This is a genomic window from Nitratireductor aestuarii (assembly GCF_014641695.1).
GTDB lineage: Bacteria > Pseudomonadota > Alphaproteobacteria > Rhizobiales > Rhizobiaceae > Chelativorans > Chelativorans aestuarii.
The window spans coordinates 454402-478239 of the sequence record NZ_BMIF01000002.1; the positions used below are offsets into that span (position 1 = coordinate 454402).

The 23838-nt window shown below is 60.5% G+C and carries 25 protein-coding genes and 1 other RNA gene; 11 read left to right on the forward strand and 15 right to left on the reverse strand.

Annotation, left to right across the window (positions count from 1 at the left end):
• Positions 1–21: 21 nt before the first annotated feature.
• The 3 genes from IEX27_RS05795 to IEX27_RS05805 all read right to left on the reverse strand — a co-directional run bounded on the left by IEX27_RS05795 (position 22) and on the right by IEX27_RS05805 (position 2139).
• A complete protein-coding gene (locus tag IEX27_RS05795) occupies positions 22–600 on the reverse strand; it encodes a DoxX family protein (RefSeq protein ID WP_188719980.1) in 579 nt (192 codons plus the stop codon).
• A gap of 132 nt (positions 601–732) precedes the next feature.
• Positions 733–1680, reverse strand: coding sequence for an NAD(+) diphosphatase (nudC, locus tag IEX27_RS05800; RefSeq protein WP_188719981.1), 948 nt, complete (start codon positions 1678–1680; stop codon positions 733–735).
• A 24-nt stretch (positions 1681–1704) separates the two neighbouring features.
• On the reverse strand, positions 1705–2139 hold the full coding sequence (locus IEX27_RS05805; RefSeq protein WP_188719982.1) for an HIT domain-containing protein: 435 nt from the start codon (positions 2137–2139) through the stop codon (positions 1705–1707).
• Between the two features lie 93 nt (positions 2140–2232).
• On the opposite strand from IEX27_RS05805, the gene ffs reads away from it, so the two are divergent.
• The 6 genes from ffs to IEX27_RS05835 all read left to right on the forward strand — a co-directional run bounded on the left by ffs (position 2233) and on the right by IEX27_RS05835 (position 7187).
• An RNA gene (gene ffs, locus IEX27_RS05810) (signal recognition particle sRNA small type) lies at positions 2233–2329 on the forward strand.
• 108 nt (positions 2330–2437) lie between these two features.
• Positions 2438–4255, forward strand: a complete 1818-nt coding sequence (locus tag IEX27_RS05815) for a DNA polymerase III subunit gamma/tau (protein WP_188719983.1) — start codon at positions 2438–2440, stop codon at positions 4253–4255.
• Positions 4256–4283: 28 nt separating this feature from the next.
• Complete coding sequence (locus IEX27_RS05820; protein WP_188719984.1) at positions 4284–4607, forward strand: YbaB/EbfC family nucleoid-associated protein; 324 nt, start codon at positions 4284–4286, stop codon at positions 4605–4607.
• An 80-nt stretch (positions 4608–4687) separates the two neighbouring features.
• Positions 4688–5293: a recombination mediator RecR gene (gene recR, locus IEX27_RS05825; protein WP_188719985.1), complete on the forward strand. Its 606-nt coding sequence runs from the start codon at positions 4688–4690 to the stop codon at positions 5291–5293.
• A gap of 39 nt (positions 5294–5332) precedes the next feature.
• Entirely contained in the window at positions 5333–6568 is a 1236-nt protein-coding gene (locus IEX27_RS05830; RefSeq protein WP_188719986.1) for a lytic murein transglycosylase, read from the forward strand.
• Positions 6569–6887: 319 nt separating this feature from the next.
• Positions 6888–7187: a Kazal-type serine protease inhibitor domain-containing protein gene (locus IEX27_RS05835; protein ID WP_188720062.1), complete on the forward strand. Its 300-nt coding sequence runs from the start codon at positions 6888–6890 to the stop codon at positions 7185–7187.
• Here IEX27_RS05835 and IEX27_RS05840 read toward each other — a convergent pair.
• The gene (locus tag IEX27_RS05840; RefSeq protein WP_188719987.1) at positions 7174–7695 is read right to left on the reverse strand and encodes an A24 family peptidase; all 522 of its coding nucleotides are present in this window, start codon (positions 7693–7695) and stop codon (positions 7174–7176) included. The genes IEX27_RS05835 and IEX27_RS05840 overlap by 14 nt on opposite strands.
• 99 nt (positions 7696–7794) lie before the next feature.
• On the reverse strand, positions 7795–7971 hold the full coding sequence (locus tag IEX27_RS05845; RefSeq protein ID WP_188719988.1) for a Flp family type IVb pilin: 177 nt from the start codon (positions 7969–7971) through the stop codon (positions 7795–7797).
• Positions 7972–8246: 275 nt separating this feature from the next.
• Here IEX27_RS05845 and IEX27_RS05850 point away from each other — a divergent pair, with 275 nt between their 5' ends.
• The 3 genes from IEX27_RS05850 to IEX27_RS05860 are packed head-to-tail and all read left to right on the forward strand — an operon-like array spanning position 8247 to position 9820.
• Positions 8247–8654, forward strand: a complete 408-nt coding sequence (locus IEX27_RS05850) for a pilus assembly protein N-terminal domain-containing protein (RefSeq protein ID WP_244630230.1) — start codon at positions 8247–8249, stop codon at positions 8652–8654.
• 21 nt (positions 8655–8675) lie between these two features.
• Complete coding sequence (locus tag IEX27_RS05855) at positions 8676–9230, forward strand: TadE/TadG family type IV pilus assembly protein (RefSeq protein WP_188719990.1); 555 nt, start codon at positions 8676–8678, stop codon at positions 9228–9230.
• Complete coding sequence (locus IEX27_RS05860; protein ID WP_188719991.1) at positions 9230–9820, forward strand: TadE/TadG family type IV pilus assembly protein; 591 nt, start codon at positions 9230–9232, stop codon at positions 9818–9820. The genes IEX27_RS05855 and IEX27_RS05860 overlap by 1 nt, the downstream gene beginning before the upstream one ends.
• 21 nt (positions 9821–9841) lie before the next feature.
• Here the strand turns inward: IEX27_RS05860 and IEX27_RS05865 are convergent, their stop codons facing one another.
• Complete coding sequence (locus IEX27_RS05865) at positions 9842–10393, reverse strand: SH3 domain-containing protein (protein WP_188719992.1); 552 nt, start codon at positions 10391–10393, stop codon at positions 9842–9844.
• A gap of 214 nt (positions 10394–10607) precedes the next feature.
• On the opposite strand from IEX27_RS05865, the gene IEX27_RS05870 reads away from it, so the two are divergent.
• Complete coding sequence (locus tag IEX27_RS05870) at positions 10608–11609, forward strand: 2-hydroxyacid dehydrogenase (RefSeq protein ID WP_188719993.1); 1002 nt, start codon at positions 10608–10610, stop codon at positions 11607–11609.
• Between the two features lie 26 nt (positions 11610–11635).
• On the opposite strand, the gene IEX27_RS05875 is transcribed toward IEX27_RS05870, so the two are convergent.
• The 9 genes from IEX27_RS05875 to IEX27_RS05915 all read right to left on the reverse strand — a co-directional run bounded on the left by IEX27_RS05875 (position 11636) and on the right by IEX27_RS05915 (position 21518).
• Entirely contained in the window at positions 11636–12406 is a 771-nt protein-coding gene (locus tag IEX27_RS05875; RefSeq protein ID WP_373869863.1) for a molybdopterin-synthase adenylyltransferase MoeB, read from the reverse strand.
• A 23-nt stretch (positions 12407–12429) separates the two neighbouring features.
• The gene (gene recF / locus IEX27_RS05880; protein ID WP_244630231.1) at positions 12430–13590 is read right to left on the reverse strand and encodes a DNA replication/repair protein RecF; all 1161 of its coding nucleotides are present in this window, start codon (positions 13588–13590) and stop codon (positions 12430–12432) included.
• Positions 13587–14705, reverse strand: coding sequence for a DNA polymerase III subunit beta (gene dnaN / locus IEX27_RS05885; RefSeq protein ID WP_188719994.1), 1119 nt, complete (start codon positions 14703–14705; stop codon positions 13587–13589). The genes recF and dnaN overlap by 4 nt, the downstream gene beginning before the upstream one ends.
• Positions 14706–14909: 204 nt before the next feature.
• A complete protein-coding gene (gene dnaA / locus IEX27_RS05890; protein ID WP_188719995.1) occupies positions 14910–16436 on the reverse strand; it encodes a chromosomal replication initiator protein DnaA in 1527 nt (508 codons plus the stop codon).
• A 760-nt stretch (positions 16437–17196) separates the two neighbouring features.
• Complete coding sequence (gene rpsT / locus IEX27_RS05895) at positions 17197–17463, reverse strand: 30S ribosomal protein S20 (protein ID WP_188719996.1); 267 nt, start codon at positions 17461–17463, stop codon at positions 17197–17199.
• Positions 17464–17691: 228 nt separating this feature from the next.
• Complete coding sequence (gene mutM, locus IEX27_RS05900; protein WP_188719997.1) at positions 17692–18585, reverse strand: bifunctional DNA-formamidopyrimidine glycosylase/DNA-(apurinic or apyrimidinic site) lyase; 894 nt, start codon at positions 18583–18585, stop codon at positions 17692–17694.
• 62 nt (positions 18586–18647) lie between these two features.
• Positions 18648–19010 carry a hypothetical protein gene (locus tag IEX27_RS05905; protein ID WP_188719998.1) on the reverse strand — a complete coding sequence of 121 codons (363 nt, stop codon included), beginning with the start codon at positions 19008–19010 and terminating at the stop codon, positions 18648–18650.
• On the reverse strand, positions 19000–20574 hold the full coding sequence (locus IEX27_RS05910; protein WP_188719999.1) for a YadA family autotransporter adhesin: 1575 nt from the start codon (positions 20572–20574) through the stop codon (positions 19000–19002). The genes IEX27_RS05905 and IEX27_RS05910 overlap by 11 nt, the downstream gene beginning before the upstream one ends.
• Before the next feature lie 335 nt (positions 20575–20909).
• On the reverse strand, positions 20910–21518 hold the full coding sequence (locus tag IEX27_RS05915; protein WP_188720000.1) for a biliverdin-producing heme oxygenase: 609 nt from the start codon (positions 21516–21518) through the stop codon (positions 20910–20912).
• 171 nt (positions 21519–21689) lie between these two features.
• On the opposite strand from IEX27_RS05915, the gene IEX27_RS05920 reads away from it, so the two are divergent.
• Positions 21690–23816 carry a histidine kinase dimerization/phosphoacceptor domain -containing protein gene (locus tag IEX27_RS05920; RefSeq protein ID WP_188720001.1) on the forward strand — a complete coding sequence of 709 codons (2127 nt, stop codon included), beginning with the start codon at positions 21690–21692 and terminating at the stop codon, positions 23814–23816.
• Positions 23817–23838 lie beyond the last annotated feature (22 nt).

Genomic DNA, 23838 nt, shown 5'->3' on the forward strand with positions numbered 1-23838 from the left:
GGCGGCTTTTCTGTGGGGTTCTCAGTAGCGTTTGCGCAGGATCATGCGATCAAGCGAGAGGTAGCCGCCGCCGAAAGCTGCGTACAGGAAGGCAATGCCGGCCCAGAACAGCGAGAGCAACTCCGCTTTTCCCTGCGCCAGTTCTGCAAAGTGGCGTCCGCCATCCTTCAGCAGAGTATATCCCGTTTGCGTCAACATGTCGGGACCCGCGGTGAGTACCTGAAGGCCCGCACTCGTGATGAGTTGGTTGTCGAACGGATGTGCCAGGTGAAACCAGAGGGTCACGAGCAGCATCACGCCGACGGCAAATGCAGCAGGCCGCGTATAGAGGCCGAGGGCGAGAAGCGCGCCTCCGACGACCTGGACGATCAGCAGGGTGACCGACCAAACGTGGCCGGGCAGGAAGCCGATCCCCTCAAAGAAGCTCGCCATGCTGAGCGGATCCTTGATCAGTGGGATGCTTTGAACAACGAGGATAGCCCCCGCCGTAAAGCGTAGCGCCACCCAGGCAAAGGGTTGGGCTACGCGGTCGTAGAATGTTGCGAGTTTCGGGAAGTGCAACTCTTTCTTGGTATTCGTAAATGGCAATGCGGTGGCCATACCTAGACTCCAAATGTTTCAGACATGGGACTGCAACGTGCAGCCTCGTCCGAAAGCCTGCGTGGAGCGGGAGCAGGGCACAAGAAAAGGGGGAGGGCGTTACGCGATCAAGGACGCGTAACACCACTGAATTTACGGCCACTCGCTGTCAGCCCAAAGCGCGACCAACTGGCGGGCAATGGCGCCCTTGGTGGCGGCCCACAGTCCGTCTGGATGCGTCCCGTCCAGCATCTGGCGCACCTCAGCCCGGGAGAACCAGCGGCAATCCTCAAGCTCGGTGGCGTCCGGGTCGATCTCGTCGCTGATGGCCTCTGCAATGCAGCCAATCATTAACGAGAAGGGGAACGGCCAGGGCTGGCTTGCGATGTAGCGTACCGTACCGATACGGATGCCAGACTCTTCGAACGTTTCCCGGCGGACGGCAGACTCAATCGTCTCGCCCGGCTCGATGAAGCCGGCAAGGCAGGAGTACATGCCTGGGGCAAAGCGCGCGCTGCGGCCCAGAAGGCAGCGGTCGTCCTTCACGGCAAGCATGATCGCGACAGGATCGGTGCGCGGGAAGTGCTCTGCTCCGCAGCTCTGGCAGACACGCCGGTAACCGCCGGCACGCATCTCGTTCTGGCCGCCACAGCGTCCGCAGAAGCGGTGCGTGTTGTTCCAGGAGAGCAGAGCTGCCCCCTGGGCGAGTGCACCAACGATCTCCGATGTCAGCAGATTGTTCGAATAGGTGCTGCGCAGATCGACCACCTCGATGCCACTCACCACTGGCACTTCGGCAGGTCGCATCGGAACCGCGAGGACCGGACCATCAGGGCCGTTGCCCAGCAGAATCGCTTCATCCAGGTTCATGCCCAGCGCCTGAGCGCCCTGAGGCTTGAACAGGGCATTTGGCTCGACCCCATCGGTCCGGATGCAAACCTTGCCTTCGCCGATCAGGAGGATCCTCGTAGCCTCATTTTCCAAGGCGATCTGCACGGCGTCGTCCGAGCGCTTTTCGGAAAGCGGGTCGATGACATTGCCGGTGAAGGCGAGCCATTCCCTGGGCTGCGGACGGGTTTCCTCGGGCGAAAAGAAGTTCATTTGCTGCTCGGCTCAGGGCGGGTTTCAGATGGCGTCACGAATCTGGTTTGCCAGATCTGCGAGAACGTCTTTGTGGTAGGGCAAACGCTCGCCGTAGCCCCAGACAGGTCCGGGCCAGTTGGCATCGCCTTCATTGCGGGCGATGACATGCACATGCAGCTGGCGGACGATGTTGCCGATTGCCGCCACGTTGATCTTCGTGCAGCCGGTCAGGTCTTTCAGTGCCTTGGACACAAGATTGGTCTCAAAGCTCAGCATCGCCTGGTCGAGCGGGGTCAGGTCGTGCGGTTCCTCGATCTCAGGACGCTGCGGCACCAGAATCAGCCATGGCCAGCGGGAGTCGTCACGCAGGCGCAATTGGCAAAGACCAAGATTCGCCACCAGAAGGCTCTCACCTTCCAGGCGGGGATCAAGTTGAAATCTTGGCCTGCGGCCGGGTTCGGAAACTGGCTTATCCATAAGGAACCAAGCTAATTTGCAGCCGAACCGGCTGCAAGCTTTATCGTAACAGCGTACTTGCAATTCTTCGCGCGATTGACGATATGGAACCTGGGAGGTTGGTGGTGGACGAGCCACTCGCCAACCGGGTCAGGTCCGGAAGGAAGCAGCCCCAACGAGCCCGGCACGGGTCATTGTGCCAGCCTCCCACCTTTCAGGCTTTCGGCCAGCAAATGGCTGCCGAACTTGCCGTTGCACGATTTAGCGACTACCCGTTCATGGGGAACATTCGCACAGCCATCATGGAGAGCGCGACCGCATGAATGACGCCGGGCAGACTGTTGGCAGCAAGGCCGGCGCCTATCGCGTTCTGGCTCGAAAGTACCGTCCGCGCGATTTTTCGGGGCTGATCGGCCAGGAGCCGATGGTCCGCACCCTCACCAACGCCTTCTCCACCGGCCGAATCGCGCAGGCCTGGATGCTGACCGGCGTTCGCGGTGTGGGCAAGACCACCACGGCTCGTATTCTGGCGCGTGCGCTCAACTACAAGACAGCGACGGTCAACCAGCCGTCCATTGATCTTTCCGAAACGGGCGAGCATTGCGAAGCGATTCTCGAAGGCCGCCACGTCGACGTGATCGAGATGGACGCCGCTTCGCACACGGGTATCGACGATATCCGCGAGATCATCGATCAGGTGCGCTATGCGCCGGTGTCGGCCCGCTACAAAGTCTACATCATCGACGAGGTTCACATGCTCTCCACGCAGGCCTTCAACGGCCTGCTGAAGACGCTCGAGGAACCGCCGCCGCATGTGAAATTCATCTTCGCGACCACCGAAATACGCAAGGTTCCGATCACGATCCTGTCGCGTTGCCAGCGCTTCGATCTCCGGCGCATCGATGCGGCGCTGATCAAGGAGCATCTGGCGCGTATCGCCGTGTCGGAAGAGGTGCAGGCGGACGACGACGCCCTGTCAATGGTGGCGCGTGCCGCCGAAGGTTCGATGCGCGACGCGCAGTCGATCTTTGATCAGGCGATCGCCCATTCCGGCGGCAATGTCACAGCGGAAACCGTGCGCGACATGCTGGGTCTTGCCGACCGCGCCCGCGTGATCGACCTGTTCCAGCATCTGATGCAGGGCGACGTGGCGGCGGCTTTGGCCGAGTTCCGCGCGCAATATGATGTGGGTGCCGATCCGGCGACCGTACTGACCGACCTTGCCGAGTTCAACCATCTGGTGACCCGCCTGCGGTTCGTGCCCGAGGCAGCGCATGACAATGCGCTGTCGCACGAGGAGCGCCGGCGCGGTGCAGAACTTGCCGAGCGGCTGTCGATTCGCGTGCTGTCTCGCACCTGGCAGATGCTGCTCAAGGGCATCCAGGAAGTGCAGAATTCCAACCGTCCGGTGGCGGCCGGCGAGATGGTGCTGATCCGCATCGCTCACGCTGCAAATCTGCCGACCTTGGACGAGGCGCTGCGTTCGCTTGAAGGCATGGCGTCAGGTAATGGCGGTCCATCTCATCCAGGCGGCAACGGTGGTGGCGCGCCCCGGGGCAATGGTGGCGGCGTCAATGCCATGGGCTCTGCCTATGTGCCGAGTGGCGGCGGTGGCGGCCAGACAATGCGGCTGGTGCAGTCGGAGCCCGCGCCGATGCAGGCGGCTCCGGTCCGTGCGCCAGAGCCCGAGCCAGTTGCCGATGTTCAGGTCAAGACGCTCGCGGATATCGCGGGTCTAGCCGAGACGCATCGCGACATCGCGTTCAAGATCATCTTCAAGCGGAATGTGCGGCTGGTGAGCATTGAGCCGGGACGGCTCACCGTCAATCTCGTGCCCGATGCGCCGAAGACGCTGCTGGGCGACCTGACCAACCGTCTGCAGAAGTGGACAGGGCGTCGGTGGATCGTTTCGGTCTCGAACGAGAAGGGTGGTCCGACCCTCTGGGAAGAGGAGAACAATCGCCGCGAGATGGCAATTGCCGACGCGCGGTCAGACCCGACCGTCGCCGCCATACTCAAGGCGTTTCCGGGTGCCAAGATCGTCGACGTGCGGATCCCGGATGCGGTGGCGCAGGAGATGGCGGCCGACGAGGACATGCCGGCTCCTGAACTCGATGCCGACGACGAAGACGAATAACTAAATACAACCGGATGCGGAGACTATCATGCGTGACCTGATGGGCATGTTGGGCAAGGCCAAGGAAATGCAGGCCAAGTTCCAGGCGATGCAGGAAGAAATCGCCAATATCGAGATCGAAGGCCTGGCTGCTGCTGGCGCCGTCAAGGTGACGCTTTCGGGCAAGTTCGAGATGCGCAAGCTCTCCGTTGACCCGTCGCTGCTCAAGGCAGACGAGGCGGAGATCCTCGAGGACCTTATCCTTGCCGCACACAATGATGCGCGCGTGAAGATCGAGTCCGAGATGCAGCGGAAGACGCAGGAAATGACGGCTGGGCTGCCGATCCCGCCCGGGTTCAAGCTGCCGTTCTAAGCGGCCGCCCCTTTCTGCATGTTCTAATGGGCGGCCGAATGTGCCGCCCGTCCCATTTCTGACTACGTGACGAAGGTTCCATGTCCAAGCGTATCGCAGGACCGGAGATTGAACGGCTGATCCAGCTTCTGGCCAAGGTGCCGGGGCTTGGGCCCCGATCGGCCCGCCGGGCGGCACTGCATCTGATCAAGAAGAAGGAGCAGCTCTTCGCTCCCCTGAGCCTTGCGATGGGTGAGGCGCTGCAAAAGGTGCGCGTCTGCTCCACCTGCGGCAATGTCGATACGGTGGACCCCTGCACCATCTGCAGCGACGTGCGCCGCGATCCGGCAACGCTGATTGTCGTTGAAGACGTTTCTGACCTCTGGGCGCTGGAACGGGCGGGCGCGATGAACGTGCGCTATCACGTGCTCGGCGGAACGCTGAACCCGCTCGACGGCGTTGGACCTGACGATCTCAACATTGCCGGGCTCATCAGCCGCGTTGCCGAAGGCGGGATCTCGGAAGTGATTCTGGCTGTGAACGCGACCGTCGAAGGGCAGGCGACCGCGCATTACATCACCGACCAGCTTTCCGGACTTGAGGTCAAGGTGACGCGTCTGGCGCATGGCGTTCCGGTCGGCGGCGAGCTCGACTATCTCGATGAAGGGACTTTGACTGCGGCTATCAAATCGCGGACAACTTTCTAAGGAGTTCGGGATTCGGGCAGCTTCGATCGGGAGGATTACATGCGGCGGAGACTACGGGCACTCTTCGTTTCAGTTGTCATCGCCGCGTCGGGCGTACTTCCCGCTGCCGCACAATCCATCGACAAGCAGTTCCAGCAATGGCTGGTGAGCGATCTCTGGCCTGAGGCGCGCGCGCGAGGCATCGACCAGCGCGTGTTCAAAAAGTCATTCGCAGGTATCAAGCCGAACCTGAAGCTGCCTGACCTCGTTTTACCTGGCCAGAAGGAGCCGACCGGCAGTAGCGGCCAGCATCAGGCTGAGTTCCGCGCACCTTCCGCCTATTTCGATTCGGTCCGGGGCATCGTTGCTGGCGGACGATCCCGCGCTTCCCAATACGCGCAGGCTCTTGCCGCCGTGGAGCAACGCTTTGGCGTGCCGCGCGGTATCGTGCTTGCCGTCTGGGGACGCGAGTCCGGCTTCGGCGGCGCGAAGATCCCCCACAACGCCTTTGAGGTGCTGGGCACCAAGGCGTTTCTCGCTACCCGCAAGGCAATGTTCCGCGAGGAGGTGCTTGCCGCGCTGGAGATGGTGCAGAAGCGCGGCGTCAGCCCCGATTCCATGCGCTCGTCCTGGGCGGGAGCGCTGGGTCAGCCTCAGTTCATGCCGAGCTCATACCTGAAATATGCCGTGGATTTCGACGGGGACGGACGCGCCGACATCTGGAACTCGGTGCCGGATACGCTGGCCTCCATCGCCAACTATCTGCGCAGCCACGGCTGGGTGCCCCGGCGTGACTGGGGTTTCGAGGTTCGTCTGCCGGCACAGCTCTCCTGCGCTCTGGAAGGGCCTGATCAAGGCCGTAGAGTTGCGGATTGGGCGGCCATGGGCGTTCAACGAATTTCAGGCAAGCCGTTCCCGCAGCAGGAGATGTCGGGCGAGGGCTTCCTGATGCTACCGGCCGGCCGTAATGGGCCGGCATTTCTGGTGACGCCAAATTTCTACCGGCTGAAGGACTACAACGAGAGCGATCTCTACGCGCTGTTCATCGGCCACGCAGGCGACCGGATCATGTATGGCGATGTCGCTTTCACGGCCCCGTGGGGCAAGGTGGAAGGTTTTTCGCGATCCGAGGTCGCTGCCATGCAGCGCGCGCTGGAGCGCCTGGGCCATGATGTCGGCGGCTCCGACGGGCTGGTCGGCTTCAAGACCCGGCGCTCGATCGGACTTTGGCAGGAGAAAGCCGGAATGGTTCCAACTTGCTATCCGGACAAAGGCCTTGTGGCAAAGATACGCTAGATCGTCTCAGCTTTTTGTTGGAACGGTGAAACGATCCAAGCTTCTGTTTTCTGGCAGTTCGGGACGGAAAACCGGTTCCCACTTTTCTGGAACTGCGCTAGGCCAGCCAAATCAATAGTTTACGTGTGATCCAATTGCAGGCACTATGCTGCTAATTGTTATCCAGCCATAGGAGAGGGTTGCCGTGCGTATCAATCAAGGACTCGGAAAACTCACCCTTGTCGGTCTCGGCCTCTTAGTGCTGAGCTCTTGTGCGGTCGTTGTGGACGAAGGTCCGCGCCCGCTACCGCCCCGACCAGGCGGGCCACAAGCCTGCACGATGGAGTATAATCCGGTCTGTGGCGAGCGTGGGGGACGTCAGCAGACGTTCGGCAACAGCTGTTCGGCCCGTGCTCAGGGCTTCCGCGTCGTTCATGGCGGTGAATGCCGCAGCCAGTGGAGGCCTCCGGTTCCGCCGCGGCCAGCTCCGCCCCAGAGCCAAGCGTGTACGCGCGAATTCAGGCCTGTCTGCGGACAACGGGGCAATACGCTACAAACGTTCCCGAACGCTTGTGAAGCTGACAGGGCCAATTTCCGCGTCGCCCATCCGGGCGAGTGCCGTCCTGTCAGAGGGCGCTGAGCCGCTGCATGGCCCATTGGGCCAGTGGCGTCTGGGTGTAGGTGATCAATCCACCTATGCCCAGCGCAACGCCATATGGAATGCCAGCCTTGGCATCGGCGAAGTGGCGCAAAAGAATGTTGTTGCCGGTAAACGTGGCCCACACCGACTTTCGGTAGACCAGCAGGCCGAGCGTCAGCGCGCCGCCGAGTACAGCGGATGTGGTCAGGTATTCGACCAGTGAGAGATTGAAGCCGAACCACACGGCTGTAGCAGCCATCAGCTTGGCATCACCGCCGCCCATCACGCCGAGCGCGAAAAGCGTGAATGTAACCAGCAGGACTATGGCGCCCGTGCCGAGATGCAATCCTATGTCGGTGGAAGGCATTCCGGTGAGGAACGCGAGGAGGAAGAAGGCGCCGACCAGCAGAAGAGAAACGCGGTTAGCGATGGTCATGGAGATCATGTCCGACACGGCGGCGTACACCATGCAAAACGGGAAAATCAGAAGAACCGCACTCTCGACCATGACTCACTACGCAAAACAGATAAACCGATGTTGGCAGAAACGTCTTAACAATGCGTGAGAGTAAGGCCATCGCCCGATGAGGCGATGGCCTTAATAGTGTTATTCGCCGCTCTCGGGGAGTTCTCCTGCAATTTTCTTGAAGGTTGCTTCAAGGCCATCACCTACGGTGCTAACCGCACCAATAATCACGACAGCGATGAGCGCAGCGATCAGACCGTATTCGATCGCGGTTGCTCCTGATTCATCCTTGGCAAAACGTGCAAACAGCTTCGTCATAAGACTGCTCCTTAGCTCCGATTTTTAACAGCACTTCCGTGGGCGTTCTGTTGTGCCGTTCGAAAGTAGCCTGACCCTAGAGCGCAACTCTTGAAAGCTGTTTAATAAACAAGCTTACCTAATCCTTGCTTTGGAAGTTGCGGGTTGCGGTTAATTATTCCTTGCTGGTTGTTTACTCAATTGGAGGTACCCGCCGGTTCAGCTTTAACATCGGATTCACCTCTACAGCGCATGATGCAAACGGGTATCCGTTGGGGTGACATATGGCGGGACGTATGAAGTTTGGTCTGGCGCTTCTCTGCGCATTCTACGCATCAGCTGCGTTTACAGCTGCAGCATCCGCTGAGGCGATCCATGTCTTTATGAACCAGGCCAAGATCGTCAAGCTGCCGAAGCCTGCCGATACGATCGTGATCGGCAATTCCGACATAGCCGACGCAACGGTGCAGGACCCGCAGACTGTGGTGCTGACGGGCAAGGGTTTCGGTACGACGAACCTCGTGGTGTTTGATACAGACGGCAAGGTGGTACTGGATTCCCAGCTGGCCGTGTCGCGCTCCACAGAGAATTCCGTGCGCGTTTACAGGCCTGGTCAAGTGCAGACCCTCTCCTGCTCGCCCTATTGCGAAGCGTCCTTTAAGTCCGAAGCCGAAGAGAGATCAGACGCTGAGATGGGTCGCTGAGGCGGTCTTGCGGGGGGTGAGATGACGGGGCTGCGCTTCGCATTCGGCATGGCAGCATCCTGCTTCAGGAGAAGGCTGCGCGGCTTTGCGGGGGATCGTCGCGGTGCTGCGGCGCTGGAGTTTGCGATCCTCGCGCCCATCTTCTTCATGCTGCTTTTCGCCATTCTTGAATGCTGCATCACGTTCGGCGCCCAGCAGATCCTGACCAACGCAACGGACGATATAGGGCGCGACATGCGTACCGGCCGGATCAGGCCGGAAGGGCTGACGACTGCCGTCCTGCATGACATGTTCTGCGATCGCATGCCGGCCCTGTTTTCCAGCGGCTGTCCCGGCCTGAAGATCGACGTCCGCAACTTCGACACGTTCGAAAAAGTAGCGGATGAATTCTCCAAAGGCATCGTGCCGGCAACGTTCCGTGTCGATCTGGGGGGGCCACTCTCCAAGAACATCATGCGGGTCTTCTATGAGTGGCCCGTTATTCTGACGGTTTTCAACGACCGTGTGGAGGACCCCAAAAGCGGAAAGACCCTGCTGTTCGCCACACAGACCTGGCAGAACGAGCCGTTCGACTGATGCGCCGGCTTGTGAGATCAGCAAGGGCATTCCTTCGCCGCACACAGGGCGTGGCGGCGGTTGAATTCGCGCTGCTGGCGCCGCTGATGATTGCCCTGTTCATTTTGACGATGGAATTCGCGCAGGCGATCGATACCAGCCGCAAGGTCGCTCGCATGACCGTGCAGATCGGCGATCTGATCACCCAGCAACCGGACATGACGCCTACAACGCTGCAGTCGATCGTCAAGATCGCTGAAGCGACGATACAACCCTACAAGCGCAGCACTGCAGCGGTCCGTGTCACGGCGATCGACATCACCACGGGTTCAGCGCCGCAGCCGAAGGTCGCATGGTCAAAGTGCTACTACGACTGCGCCGCACTGCCTTCTGCCACGAAGGGTGCGACGGTGACGCTCAGCAACGACCTCAAGATCCCCGGCATGTATCTGATCCGTGTGGAAACGAGGCTTGCCTATCGGCCTATGGTCGCGTGGTCAGAGGGAGCGAAGCAGGTGCTGGGGCTCTTCTCCCTGGACAATATCATGATGGGCGACCGCTACGACCAGCATCCGCGCGTGAGCACGAAGATTCCCTGTAACAACTGCTGAGATCGTGTGGGGTGTTAGAGGCTAGTCGAACACTTCGCCGGGATAGACGCCCCAGATCATGCCCTGCTCGATCCAGCCTTCGTGGGTGCCAAAGCGCATCAGGCACCATGCGCCGTCACATTCCTTCACCTGGCCAGTCACGCCTGGCTCCACGTTGGCGATACGGCGCGCATTGATGTCGCGAGACGCCACGACCGGGAGCGTTGTTTCCTTGCCCTGGAGCCAGGGCGAGACGATTGCCGTGCGGGTGCCGGAAAGAAGCGCCTGGTTGACCCAGCCTTCGGTGCCATCGACGTCGCGAATGCGCCGCCAGTTGTCGAACTCCTGGATGATCTCCACCGGCAAACCTGCCTTGAGGTACATCCAGTCGACCGCATAGCTCGTGCCCGGCCCGACGCGGAGGTTAACCCTTGCCGATTTCAGGCTGACAAAGCGAGGGATCGGCAGGCCGCTGGAGCCCACCTTGACGGAGGCGCTTCCCTCCTCCGACTGGGCCATTGCTGGTGCTGAAGACAGGCCAATTGCGACAACGAGAATCGACAGGAACCCACAAAATACATCACGACGCCGCATTTCTTACTCCTGGAGCGGGGATGCCGCGCTGCCAGTATGCCTGCCGGCATCTTCAGTGCTGCGCCCCACGCAAAAAAATCGATGGCCTTTTCCTTTGTCTTGACTGCGCTTGCTTGCTAGACATCATCGCCTTCTGGCGACACAGGACCGGCTCCGCCTTGCAGTATTTACGGTCTTGGTTAAAGAGGTCTGAAGGAAAAGGGGTTGAGCTTTCATGTCAGGTCGCAAAAAGCCGCTGGTCGTCATCACTCGCAAGCTCCCGGATCAGGTCGAGACGCGCATGCGCGAGCTGTTCGATGCGCGTCTGAACATCGACGATCAGCCGATGTCGCAGCCTGAGCTGGTTGCCACCGTCAAGGAGGCCGAGGTTCTCGTTCCCACCATCACCGACCGAATCGATGCTGCCCTGATCGAGCAGGCAGGACCTCAGTTCAAGCTGATCGCGAACTACGGCAATGGCGTGGAACACATCGATGTTGCCGCGGCCGCTGCCAAGGGGATCGTCGTTACCAATACGCCCAACGTGCTCAACGAAGATACGGCCGACATGACCATGGCGCTGATGCTGGCCGCACCGCGCCGTCTCGTGGAGGGCGCTGAAATGCTGCGCCGGGGCGAGAAATGGGCCGGCTGGTCACCGACCTGGATGCTTGGTCGCCGCGTCTGGGGCAAGCGTCTCGGCATCGTCGGCATGGGCCGAATCGGCACCGCTCTGGCACGCCGCGCGAAGGCCTTCGGCATGTCGATCCACTACCACAACCGCCGCCGCGTGGCGCCGATGATCGAGGACGAGCTGGAGGCAACCTATTGGGACAGCCTCGACCAGATGCTCGCCCGCATGGACGTTATCTCGGTGCACTGTCCGTCGACGCCCGCGACCTATCATCTGTTGTCTGCTCGGCGTCTCGCCCTGATGCAGCCGACCTCCTATCTCGTGAACACGGCGCGCGGCGATATCGTCGATGAAGAGGCGCTGATTCAGCTGATCGAGGATGGCAAGATCGCCGGCGCGGGTCTCGATGTGTTCGAATATGAGCCCGCCATCAACAAGCGGCTCGTCAAGCTTGCGGAAAAGGGCAAGGTCGTGCTGCTGCCGCACATGGGCTCGGCCACAATCGAAGGCCGCATCGACATGGGCGAGAAGGTGATCATCAACATCCGCACCTTCTTCGACGGCCATCGTCCGCCAGACCGGGTGATTCCCCGCAAGGTGTAAAGCTCAGGCTGAAGCTGGGGCAGGGCCTATCCCTGCTTCACCTTCCTGCGCCGGTAGATGATCGTATCGAATCGCGCGGCCAACCCGTCATAGAGCAGAAGGCGACCAACCAGAGGCTCGCCGATTCCCGTGATGAGCTTGATGGCTTCCATGGCCTCAAGCGTGCCGATGACGCCCACCAGTGCGCCGATGATTCCCGCCTCGGCACAGCTCGGCACCAGCCCTTCCGGTGGAGGCTCGGGAAAGAGATCACGGTAGGTCGGGTTTTGCCGTCCCTCGGAATCAGCCTCGTAAGGCTTCAACACTGTCACCGATCCGTCGAATCGACCTACGGCAGCAGTCACCAGAGGTACGCGAGCAGATTCGCAGGCATCCGCCAGCATGTAGCGGGCGGCAAAGTTGTCGGAACCGTCGACCACGAGGTCATACCGAGAGATCAGCTCCAACGCATTCTGCCCGTTCATCCGGATTGGAAGGCGTTCGACCCCAACGTTCGGGTTGAGTCGCACGATCGATTCGGCTGCGCTTTCGACCTTCGGCTGGCCCACCGACTCGGTCGAATGGATTACCTGCCGCTGGAGATTGGAGAGTGATACCGTGTCGTCGTCAACGATGCCGAGCGTGCCGACGCCTGCAGCTGCCAGATACTGCAGGACGGGCGTGCCGAGGCCACCCGCACCAAGCACCAGAACACGCGCGCGCTTCAGCTTCTGCTGGCCGGCTCCGCCCACTTCAGGAAGCAGGATGTGGCGGGAGTAGCGCTCGAGTTCCTGGTCGGTGAGTGGCGTGACGGTCAAGGCGATTTCCTCCCGCGGCTCGATCACGCTTCCGTAATGCTGCCGCCTGAAACTTTCAGGAACTTAGCTCTGCCTACGAGGCTCGAGAAAAGCAATGGCTCGGTTCCGGTCATGAAAGACTGGCAGTTCAGCTCCTCAAGGATCTCGAAGAGCGCAGCGCGCCGGTCCGCATCGAAATGGGCCGAGATCTCGTCGAGGAGCAGGATGGGTGCTGATCCCGAAAGCTCTGATGTAAGCCTTGCATGCGCAAGCACAAGGCCAAGCAGCAGAGCCTTTTGTTCTCCGGTCGAGCAGCTTGCGGCCGGCATTGCCTTCGGCTTGTGCCAGACCAGCATGTCGGCGAGGTGCGGGCCTTCCAGTGTGCGGCCGGCCGCGCGATCACGGCCCCGTTCGGTGTTGAGCCGCAGACGGAATTCCTCCTCCACCTCCACAGCCGGACGGCCATCGAGAATGCCTTCCACGAAACCGGAGAGTGCCAGCTCAGCCTTGGGGAAGGCACCTTCGGGCAGGCGCTCGAACATGGAGGTGAGAAGCCGCAGCATCTCAGCCCTGGCGGCGGCGATCGCCACGCCTGTTTCGGCCATCTGCACTTCGATCGCGTCGAACCAGGCGTCGTTGCGGATGTCGTCGGCGAAGAGCCGGTTGCGCGCACGCATGGATTTTTCATAATCCAGCGTCCGCCGGCCATGGGCCGGGTCGATGGCGAGAACCATGCGGTCGAGGAAGCGCCGGCGCTCCGAGGAAGGGCCTGTGAAGAGCGAATCCATCGACGGGGTGACCCAGATAACGCGGAGCCAGTCGAGCAACGCCTCGGTGTTCTTCGCCGGCTCGCCATTGATGCGCACGCGGCGACCTTCCGGAGAGCCGTTCGTACCGGTGCCGATGCGGCAGTCGCCAAAGGGACCTTCAAGCTCGGCGTGGATCACAAAGCCGTCGGGCGCGCTCAGCTTTGCCACTTCATCAAGCTTGGCGCGGCGCAGTCCGCGGCCGGGCGACAGGAATGAGACGGCTTCAAGCAGGTTGGTTTTGCCCGCACCATTTTGCCCCGTGAGCACGATCGCTCCGGGCTGCAGCGGCAGGGAGAGGCTGCTGTAGTTGCGGAAATTGGTCAGCGTCAGCTTGCTGACATAGACCTGAGCCGGCTTGTCAGCCGGCCCCAAGGCTTCATTCGTTTGCGTGGTCACACTCGCATCGGCATCAAAACGTAGAGCACGCGCTCATCGGCCGTATCCTGGATCAGGGTCGGCGATCCGGCATCCGCAAACAGGAAGCGGGCATCGTTGCCCGAAAGCTGTCCGGCGACATCCAGCAGGTAGCGCGCGTTGAAACCGACCTCAATGGGCTCGGCTTCGTAGGAGGCCGGCAGCTCGTCGGTCGCACTGCCCGAATCCGGGTTGTTGACGGCGAGCGTGACGTGACCATCGCCGATGGAAAGTTTTACCGCCCTGCCACGCTCGGTGGAAACGGTGGAGACGCGATCCACGGCAGCAGAGAAGCTCTGGCGGTCGATCACCAGTTCCTTGTCGTTGCCGGTCGGGATGACGCGCTGGTAGTCCGGGAAGGTGCCGTCGATCAGCTTGGAGGTCAGCACAACGGTGCCGATCTGCAGGCGGATTTTGGTGTCGGAGAGCTGCACCTGGACGGTGACATCCGGCTCGTCGAGCAGCTTCTGCAGCTCGCCAACGGTCTTGCGCGGGATGATGATGCCAGGCATGCCTTCCGAGCCAGACGGCGCCTCGATCTCGGCGCGGGCCAGACGATGGCCGTCCGTCGCCACGGCACGGAGCATCAGCTTGCTGCCGACCTCGATCGTGTGGAGGAAAATACCGTTCAGGTAGTAGCGGGTTTCTTCAGTTGAGATCGCGAACTGGGTCCGGTTGATCAGGAGCTTCAGGTCTTCCGCCTGGATGCTGAAGGTGTGGCTGAACTGACCGGCGGAAAGTTCAGGAAAATCCGTCTGCGGCAGGCACTGCAGGCGGAAAGTGGAGCGGCCAGCGACGACGGACATGGAGTTGCCGCTGTCGTCTGTCTTCAGCATCACTTCAGCGCCGTCAGGCAGCTTGCGCACGATGTCGTAGAGAAGGTGAGCCGGAACGGTGGTGCCGCCGCCCTGCTCGATGCTTGCCGGTGCGGCTTCCGTCATTTCCAGATCGAGATCGGTCGCCTTCATTTCGAGATTGCCGCCTTCGGTGGTCAGCAGCACGTTCGAAAGGATCGGAATCGTGTTCCGACGTTCCACCACGCGGTGCACGTGGCCGAGTGACTTCAAAAGATTGGAGCGTTCCAGAATTACACGCATGACTGCAGAATCTCGCCTGGATTAGAACAAGAAGGGTGCCGCAGCACCCTTCCACGCGGCCTTAAAGCCAAGTTTTCGCAAACTGCCGGTAAATAGGCAAAAACGCAAGCCCGCGACCATGGAAGCCGCCATTTTACACGGAAATGCGCGCGTTCGCAGAGCAATTCCTGCGTAATGGCTGCAGGAATTGCTAAGCCGATAAGTTTAGGCTTGGTCGCTGATCAGCCGCTTCAGGAGCTCGATCTCCTGGGCGAGCTGGCGGTCTTCACCAAACAGTCCCTCAATCTTGCGAACAGCGTGAAGAACGGTGGTGTGATCGCGTCCGCCGAAACGACGGCCGATTTCCGGAAGCGAGCGCGGCGTCATGACCTTGGCCAGGTACATGGCGACCTGGCGCGGCTTGACGATCGTGCGCGTGCGGCGGTTCGACAGGAGCTCCGTCTTCGACACGTTGTAGTGGCGGGCGACGATGCGCTGGATGTCCTCGATGCGGACCCGGCGCGGCTCGCCGGTGCGGGAGACCGGTCCGAGAATCTCGTCGATCCGATCGAGCGTGATTTCCTGCTCGAAGGAGTGACGGAACACCAGCTGGTTGAAGGCGCCTTCGAGGTCACGTCCGCTGCCGGTGATCGTGCTTGCCACGTGCTCCAGAACATCGTCCGGAATGGAAAGCGACGGGTCGTCAACCTGCGCCAGCTCAAGCCGCTGTTTCAGCATGACGAGGCGCATCTCGAAGTCGGGCGCGCCGATTTCAAGGGAGACGCCGCCGTTGAGGCGCGACTTGACGCGAGGCTCCAGCGATTCCAGTTCGGAAACCGGGCGGTCGGCTGCAACCACCACCTGGCGGGCGCTGTCGAGCAGCAGGTTCAGGAGATGGCAGAACTCGTTCTGGATCGACTTGCCCTGCAGGAACTGCAGGTCGTCGATGATCAGAAGGTCGATGTCACGCAGCTGTTCCTTCAGCGTCAGGGCATTGTTGTCCCGAATCGCGGTGGCGAAGCGCCACATGAAGTACTCGGCCGTAAGGTAAACCACGCGGGACTGCGGACGCGTCTTGAGCGATGCGGCAGCGATTGCCTGCAGGAGGTGAGTCTTGCCGAGGCCAACGGAGGCATGAAGGAAGAGCGGGTTGAACCGCACTGCTCCACCCGGAGCCGATTCCGCGACCGTGCGAGCGGCTGCACAGGCGACTCGGTTGGAAGATCCCTCAACGAACGACTCGAACGTGTAGCGGCTGTCGAGAGGAGAACCGAGAACGTTGGGGCGAGTCGTGATGTCCTGGCGTGGCGGGGGCGGCGTCTGGCCACGCACGTTAACGGCTGCAGTGCCCGAGGACAGGCTTGCCGCAGACGGAAGAACCGGCTTGCGAACCACAGGAGCCTTGGGCTCGGCGCGGGCAACAACGTTGCGCGTTGCGGTGCGCACGACAACTTCCACCTTGAGAACGGAGGCGTCTTCGGCCTGCCAGAGCTCGGTGATCAGGTCGAGGTAGTGTCCGTTGATCCAGGCGCGCAGGAATGCGGTGGGTACGGAAATGCGGACCAGGCCCTTGGAAGCTTCAGCCAGCTTCATGCGGCCGAACCAGCTGGAATAGACCTCGGTGCCCAGTCGGGCCTTCAGTTGTGCACGCACCCTCTCAAAGGTGGCGGAGGCTAGATCGCACTCCGCGTCAGGCGTGGCATCCGTAGATGAATACCCGCTGTCAATGTCCCTCTCAACGCCGCTCTGCATCCTCGTCGTCCCTGTAAAAAATGTTCTTGTTATAAACGGGCGCGTCAACCGACACGCAAATTACTAAAGGGGTTTCGCCCGTCCCGGTACTCACACTCGCTCAGGTCCTTTCGTGGCACTCAGTATTTCCTTCCGGCCAGACCCTCATCCAACCAGACGGGTACTCCTTACAAAGCTCAAGAGATCAACTCTCCATCTTACCCATACGCAAAACGATGCCCTGCAGTGGCGGGGCCACGCATCTTATCGCCCTGTGTTGACTAAATCTTCTCAGGCTCGCTGGCCTTTGCTGAAGGTGAGAAGACCTTACCGAAAACCTCCCGCAAAGAGCAAGTCCGGGGGATAGTGAATCTTTCCTCTTGCCAACGAGAATCGGTGCTAAAAGGTCGCGGGCAAATCAGCGGTTTTGCGTTAAGCCATTTTGATTCAATACGGATTCTTTCAGGCCTCGGCAAAAGTCGTGGAGGAAGAAAAATTTGAAAAAAATTGCTTGACTTCATTGGGCGGAATGGACCCCGCTGAGTCCTTGTTCAACCTGTGGATAAACTTCTCTAAGACCCTGATTATGTTGTGATATCGTCAGCGGGCATGGGTTTTCCGCAGGTGTCCGCGCGGGGCATTGCCGCACCTAAAAATCATATGCCGGCAAATGACAAAACCATGCCCTATGTGAGGCGCGTGAGCGTAACAATTTGGCGCAAAAGAAAACCCGGCCACAAGGACCGGGTTTTCAAAAAATCAAAGCTGGAACTGACGCTTGTTAAGCGCTGATCTGCTTCACGCGATTGGCGAGGCGAGATACTTTCCGGGAGGCGGTGTTCTTGTGAATGACGCCCTTGCCAGCAGCGCGCATCAGTTCAGGCTGAGCAGCCTTGAATGCGTTCTCCGCTGCAGTCTTGTCGCCGGCAGCAATCGCCTCTTCGACCTTGCGAACAAAGGTACGAACGCGTGAACGACGGTTCTTGTTCACTGCAGTGCGAGCTGCGATCTTACGCACTGCCTTCTTGGCCGAAGTGGTGTTGGCCATGTGTCCTCTCTCATATCTCTCAAGGAGCCGGAGGTTAGCACGAATGGCGACCTTCGGCACAAAAACAAATGGGCAGCCATCCGGCCACCTCAGTCGTCGTGGCTTATAGAGGAGCTTTCGGGCGGCGTCAACGCCTTGAAACGACTCTGTTTGCGCATTCTTCGGTGGCAGTTTGGCGCGGTGATCGGGCGTCCGGAAGGGAGCACGTGGCGAGGGCGCCAGTTGATACTAGCGCTGGCAGGTCGGGCAGTAGAATGTCGAGCGTCCGCTCTGCACGATGCGGTGGATGGTGCCGCTGCAGTCGGGCGACGGGCAGGGGTGTCCCTCCCGGTCATAGACATTGAATGTGTGCTGGAAATAGCCAAGCGAGCCGTCTGCCTGCCGATAATCGCGCAGGGAGGATCCGCCCGCAGCTATGGCGTCGGCGATAACGGCGCGGATTGCGGTGGCGAGTCGCTCGCTGCGCACTGTCTGCTTGCCGCCCCTGCCTGATATCGTGCCCGCAAGCCTGAGGGGCGATAGTTTTGCCCGCCAGAGGGCTTCGCAGACGTAGATGTTGCCGAGGCCGGCGATCAGCGTCTGGTCGAGGAGTGCTGCCTTCAGGGGCGCCTTCTTTCCCGCAAGCATCTTAGCGAGCACCGCTCCATCCAGCATGTTGCCGGTGGGCTCGACGCCAAGATTGCGCAGGAGCGGGTGTTCGTGCAGCTGATTCTCAGCGGAAAGCAGAAGAAATCCGAAACGCCGCGGATCATTATAGATGACGGACGCCCGCTTGCCGTCGGGCCGGGCAAGATCGATCACCGCGTGGTCATGCAGCGGGCTCTTCGAGCGATCGTGGTGGAAGACGCCGGGGACGGCAGCTTCGCCTTCCCAGTCGATGCGGAAGGAGCCTGACATGCCCAGGTGCGAGATCAGCACGGTGCCGTCATCCAGATGCATCAGCAGATATTTTGCGCGGCGGGAGATGCTCGTGAAGGTGCGCCCCTCAACCGCCTCCGCCAGACCTATGGGGAAAGGAAACCGCAGATCCGGGCGGCGCAACTCCACTTTCGTCACACGCGCACCTTCCATCACGGGCGCAAGGCCGCGACGGACGGTTTCTACCTCAGGCAATTCGGGCACGGTCGACCACCACTTGCTTGCACTTGTCTGTCAATATGACCCTGAGCGCGGCCGCCACTCCCTTATTTCTTCGGGGCTGGTTCCGGTGTTGTCGCGGGTGCGGGGACGCAACTGATCGAGCCGATCTGGTTTGAACCATAGTGCACGTAGGGTGCGCCTTCTGTCGGCGTGTTCTGCGCAATGATCGGCATGTAGATGTAGCAGATGGCGCCGGTTTCCGGATCCCGCCAGCGCTGGATCAGCGTGTCCTTCATGGGACCCCGGTAGAAGCCCTGCAGCTCCATCATGGGCAGTTCTTCCCAGCTCTGCTGGGCGTGAGCGCCGGTGGATAGCAGGCCGAGAACGACGAAGGCGACCTGGAGCCGCCTCACTGAAAGCAGGCCCTTGCGGGCCTGCAAGACTTTGGAAGAGGAGTTAGAACTCAAAAGACATTCCTACGCGGCCGACATGCTCGTTGCCGCCGCCGTTTGCATAACCGGCGTGAACCATAACAGGAATGTTGAAGTTGAGTCGATGGGCAACGCTGACGCCGACGCCAACTTCACCCTTGTAGAAGCCTACGGACCCGTTGACCGTGGTCTTGCCGGGCGCCGAAGGCATCAGCGGGCTCGCCATCGCAACCGCAGCGGCGATGCCGCGACGGGCTTCGCCACGCACTTCGCCGATCTCCTGCGAAAGGCCGGAAAGCGCGTTCGAGACGTTGTTCAAGGCGGAATTGAACTGGCCCACGTTGACGGCGTCCGTGGCATTGACCCCTGCCGCCACATTAGTGATGCGACGTTCTGCGCCGAGCGATCCCACGGAAACCGTGTTGGCTTCGCTGGCGACCGAACCGCTGCCCAGGGCAACCGAATTTGCAGCCGTTGCACTGGCGCCCGAGCCCATGGCGATCGCATTGGCGGCGGTTACGCTGGCGTTCGAGCCGTACGCAATCGCATTGGTCGCACCCGCGGCTACGGAAGCCTGGTAACCCAGTGCCGAAGAGTAGTTGGCGCCTGTCCCGACCGAGGCTCCGTAACCGAAGGCTGTAGAGTAGGTGGTGCTGGCCGCCACTGAAGCGGAGGTTCCAATGGCTGTCGAGTTGGATGAGTTTGCGCCAACCGAAGCGCTCCTGCCGAGAGCCAGGCCATTGGCGGTATTGTCGCCAACAGATGCTCCGTGGCCGACCGCCGCGGAGCTGTCGGCATTGTTGCCGATGGTGGCGGAACGGCCCGCAGCCAATGCGTTGGACGCATTGTCACCCACGATTGCCCCCGTGCCGAGAGCAGTCGAGTCGTTCGCATTATCGCCAACTATTGCCGAGCGGCCGATCGCGTTCGCGCTTTGGGAGTTGTCTCCGACGGTTGCGTCCACGCCAACGGCAGCAGAGCCAGCGGAGTTATCTCCAACGCTTGCCCTGGCGCCGAATGCCGTGCCGCTGTTGGAATTGGCGCCGACCGTTGCCTGGTCGCCAAAAGCTGTCGCGCTGTTTGAACCCGCGCCAACTCCGGCCTGATGTCCTATCGCAGTTGCGTTAGCTGAGCTCGCACCAATTGTGGCAGAATGGCCAGCAGCAAGCGAGCTTGCTGATCCGTTGCCGATCGTTGCATATGCGCCAACTGCCGTTGAGTGCGCGGCATTGTCGCCGATTGTCGAAGAACGACCGAACACAGTGGAAACTGAGGAGTTGGTGCCAACGGAAGACTGAATCCCGACAACGGTGGAGACGGAAGAATCCGCTCCGACCGTGTTTCCGAAGCCAATTGCGTTGGAGAAGTGCGAGTTCGCACCGATGGATGTGGCATTGCCAATAGCCACGGAGTGGTTCGTACCCCCGGTTGTGGCAGCATCACTTCCGCTACCTGTCGAGATGGCAACGCCGGATGTGTTTCCACCGGTATTGCCGGTGCCCAGTTCAAGCGCATTGGCGTGAAGCGCGAAGATCGTTAACGCGCTCGTAAGGACGAGTGTATGGTACGCACGGCTACGCGCGCCTCTATAGGTGTTCAAATTGCCAGCCCCCGTAAATATGATAATTATTTTTTATGATGCTTAAACAGAATACGCAAGTGCAAATTGCAGCTGATACTTGCATATGCAGATAATTAACAACCAGCTGTTGCTTCGCTCGTGTAACGGAGGCTTGCTTGCTTCGTCCGTGGAAGCTAGGTACGTGGAAGATCCTCTTGGAATCTGCGCGTTGGAAGCCTCCAGCATCAGGGTCCAGCTCCAATGTGCAGCATCAAGTTTACCCTGAAACCGTGTTCTCGCGAGTGGTGACAGCAAGGAGTTTACCTTGCGCGAGGTGAGGAGAGGGCGCGCTAAACCCTATAAGCGTTTATTATTCAGTTCCTGCCGAAGTAGTGCTCAACGAGACTGCGAACGCTGGTGAATGCTTCTCTTGCGCCATCAATCACGAGGTCTTCGTCTGCCTGCGGCAGGTCGAGCGCATCCAGCGCGGCTGTAAAGTTGCGCCAGTAAGCGCCGCGCCCTTCCGAAGGGGCTGCCAGATGCCGGGCGCCGAACGCGGGGGTCAGGCCTAGGCTAGCCGCCTCCTTCAACAGAAAGGCCGCACCCAGATTCGAGCCTTCGGCGACATAGAGCCAGCCAAGAGCTCGCGGCAGATCTGAAAGAGCAGGTGACGCGAGGGGAAGTGTTGCGTGGTGATCGGGGCGAGCCCCAAGATCTGCTAGATCCTGTTCAATGAGGCTCAGCCGGTATATACATTGGAACGTGGAGAGGCGTGGATCCCTCGGAATGCCTTCATAGATCGGCTGCAGACCGCCTTGGAAACGGTACTGCATCTGCAGAAACAGGCGGTATCGGGCAAGGTCGGCGAAGGGCTCATACCCCATGATCGTCTGATCCAGTCGGTCGTGCGCAGCACTGGTGGCCTGCTTGATCCGCTTAGAGCGGCCGAGTGCGACAGGCATTTCCAGAGTATCAAGATCCATCGTTCACCACATGCTGGAGGGGTTATAAATAAAAAGCAGGTTTCCGGCCCCTCTGTCCCGCCTGATCATTGATCAGTAGTGAAATATGATTAGCAGGGCAAATAATGGTTTCAGTTTTCGCTGAAATATCCCAAACTGGTACAAAAGTGGAATATGGAAGGGAATAGTCGGATGCTTGAACGGGTCGCGACAAATCTTACGAATTGCGACCTGGAACCGATCCACATCCCCGGATCCATCCAGCCGCATGGGTTAATGATCGTAGCGGACGCCCACGGCACAGTCGTCGGAAGCGCGGGTTGCGGTGCCGAAGCCAAGCGGCTGCGCGGCAACAGGCTGCAGGACGTGCTTGCGATTGATCTTGCCGGCTTTTCACACCAGAGCCTGCCGCAAACGGGCTTTTCCGTTTTGGGACAGGCCGAGTGGAACGGAAGGCTGCACGATGTCATCGCCTATCGCAGTGGCGAATATGCTGTCTTCGAGCTGACGGAGGCCGAGGCAGGCTCGCAGTTTGGCGCCACGTTCCTGGCGAGACTGGAAAGCATCGGCTCAAGGCTCAGCCGATCGATCACCCTTACGGATCTCGCCAACCAGACGGCAAAGATTTTCCAGGAAATCACCGGCTACGGTCGCGTCATGGTGTACCGCTTCATCGATGACGAAGCCGGCGTTGTGATCGGCGAGAGCATCGCCGACGGTTCCGACAGTTTCATGAACCATCATTTCCCCGGTTCGGATATCCCGAAGCAGGCGCGCGCACTTTATCTGCGCAACCGCGTGCGGGTGATTGCAGACGTCAACTATACGCCGGTGCCGATCGAGAGCTACAGAGAGGATCTCTCCGCGCTCGACTTGAGCGACTCAACGCTGCGCAGCGTGTCGCCGGTCCACATCCAGTATCTGAAGAACATGGGCGTAAATGCATCGGCTTCCATGTCTATCATCAAGGACGGGGTGCTCTGCGGCATGGTCGCATGCCATCACCATGAGCCGCGTGTCCTGTCGCTCGCCACGCGCCTGACCTGCCAGACGGTTGCTTCAGCAGTCGCCCGGCAGATCAAGATGCGGGAAGAGGGAGAGCTCAATCGCGAGCGCGTGCGACTGCGCGCGCAGGAGGACCTGATCGTCAACAGGCTCGGCACCGATGAGAACCTCAGGTCGTTCCTTGGCGGTGCTGCACGAGATCTGACGCATCTATTGCGTGCCGACGGGTTTGCGGCAGTCCAGGGCAATGAGGTTTATCGCTCGGGCACCTGCCCCGCACCCGAGATGGTATGCGCCATTGCGGAATTTGCGGGAGAGTCCGGACACTCCAAGCCATTCGCCAGCAGCCATCTTTCGGAAGACATGCCGGCGGCGGCGAGCTGCAAGGATATCGCGAGCGGCGTCGTCGCGGTCACGATGGACACCGAAGTTCCGTCGACGCTCCTGTGGTTTCGCGCGGAAAAGGTGCAGACGGTCTACTGGGCGGGACACCCGCACAAGAACGTTACTCAAGCCGAAGAGCGCAAGGCGCTGACGCCACGCGCATCGTTTGCCACCTGGGCGCAACAGGTGGCCGGCCGTTCCGAGGATTGGCTCGACGCCGAGAAGGAGTCCGCGATTCGGCTCACCAAGCGGATGCTGGATGCCTGGAATAACAGGCGGATAAACCGGCTCAACCAGGACCTGCTTTCGACGCTGAGAAAGAACGAGAGCCTGATCCAGCAGAAGGACTTCCTGCTGAAGGAGGTCAATCACCGCGTCCAGAACAGTCTGGCGATTGTCTCCGCGTTCCTGCGCATGCAGGCCCGCAATGCCGAGCCGATCGTGCAGGAGCAGCTGGCGCAGGCCGAGCAGCGTCTGCGCGCCGTCGGTCTGGTCCATCGCCGGCTCTATCAGGAGAACGACGTGCAGACCGTCGATCTTGGCCGCTATCTGGATGAGCTGGTAGGAGAACTGGCAAGTACGCTGGACCCGCGCTGGCGCCAGCAGTTGAGCCTCGACCTCAATCCCACCTGGATCGACCCAGAGCGGGCCATCAGCGTCGGCCTTATCGTCAACGAGCTTCTCACTAATTCCGTCAAGTACGCCTATGGCGGTGAGCCCGGGCCGATCATGCTTTCGCTTGAGCCGGCGCGGGGCGGTTTCCGCCTCACGGTGGCCGATCGTGGCCGCGGCGTCACCGGACAGGTGGAAGGAACCGGTTTCGGCTCGCGCGTGATCAACGCGCTGGTCGAGAGGCTGAACGGAACCATCAGCAGCGAGGACAACGAGCCTGGACTTCGGACCATTCTCTCGGTGCCGACGAACGCTTAGACGTACCTCGTCTTCTCAGTGG

Bases quoted from the DNA above. Each gene is read 5' to 3' on its own strand.
- IEX27_RS05815 (WP_188719983.1), top strand. From the start codon at position 2,438: ATGAATGACGCCGGGCAGACTGTTGGCAGCAAGGCCGGCGCCTATCGC.
- IEX27_RS05915 (WP_188720000.1), bottom strand. From the start codon at position 21,518: ATGGATCTTGATACTCTGGAAATGCCTGTCGCACTCGGCCGCTCTAAG.
- dnaA (WP_188719995.1), bottom strand. From the start codon at position 16,436: ATGCAGAGCGGCGTTGAGAGGGACATTGACAGCGGGTATTCATCTACG.
- IEX27_RS05855 (WP_188719990.1), top strand. From the start codon at position 8,676: ATGACGGGGCTGCGCTTCGCATTCGGCATGGCAGCATCCTGCTTCAGG.
- IEX27_RS05860 (WP_188719991.1), top strand. From the start codon at position 9,230: ATGCGCCGGCTTGTGAGATCAGCAAGGGCATTCCTTCGCCGCACACAG.
- IEX27_RS05865 (WP_188719992.1), bottom strand. From the start codon at position 10,393: ATGCGGCGTCGTGATGTATTTTGTGGGTTCCTGTCGATTCTCGTTGTC.
- IEX27_RS05870 (WP_188719993.1), top strand. From the start codon at position 10,608: ATGTCAGGTCGCAAAAAGCCGCTGGTCGTCATCACTCGCAAGCTCCCG.
- IEX27_RS05795 (WP_188719980.1), bottom strand. From the start codon at position 600: ATGGCCACCGCATTGCCATTTACGAATACCAAGAAAGAGTTGCACTTC.
- IEX27_RS05835 (WP_188720062.1), top strand. From the start codon at position 6,888: ATGGAGTATAATCCGGTCTGTGGCGAGCGTGGGGGACGTCAGCAGACG.
- IEX27_RS05845 (WP_188719988.1), bottom strand. From the start codon at position 7,971: ATGACGAAGCTGTTTGCACGTTTTGCCAAGGATGAATCAGGAGCAACC.
- IEX27_RS05920 (WP_188720001.1), top strand. From the start codon at position 21,690: ATGCTTGAACGGGTCGCGACAAATCTTACGAATTGCGACCTGGAACCG.
- IEX27_RS05850 (WP_244630230.1), top strand. From the start codon at position 8,247: ATGAAGTTTGGTCTGGCGCTTCTCTGCGCATTCTACGCATCAGCTGCG.
- IEX27_RS05820 (WP_188719984.1), top strand. From the start codon at position 4,284: ATGCGTGACCTGATGGGCATGTTGGGCAAGGCCAAGGAAATGCAGGCC.
- recR (WP_188719985.1), top strand. From the start codon at position 4,688: ATGTCCAAGCGTATCGCAGGACCGGAGATTGAACGGCTGATCCAGCTT.
- IEX27_RS05830 (WP_188719986.1), top strand. From the start codon at position 5,333: ATGCGGCGGAGACTACGGGCACTCTTCGTTTCAGTTGTCATCGCCGCG.
- nudC (WP_188719981.1), bottom strand. From the start codon at position 1,680: ATGAACTTCTTTTCGCCCGAGGAAACCCGTCCGCAGCCCAGGGAATGG.
- rpsT (WP_188719996.1), bottom strand. From the start codon at position 17,463: ATGGCCAACACCACTTCGGCCAAGAAGGCAGTGCGTAAGATCGCAGCT.
- dnaN (WP_188719994.1), bottom strand. From the start codon at position 14,705: ATGCGTGTAATTCTGGAACGCTCCAATCTTTTGAAGTCACTCGGCCAC.
- IEX27_RS05805 (WP_188719982.1), bottom strand. From the start codon at position 2,139: ATGGATAAGCCAGTTTCCGAACCCGGCCGCAGGCCAAGATTTCAACTT.
- IEX27_RS05840 (WP_188719987.1), bottom strand. From the start codon at position 7,695: ATGGTCGAGAGTGCGGTTCTTCTGATTTTCCCGTTTTGCATGGTGTAC.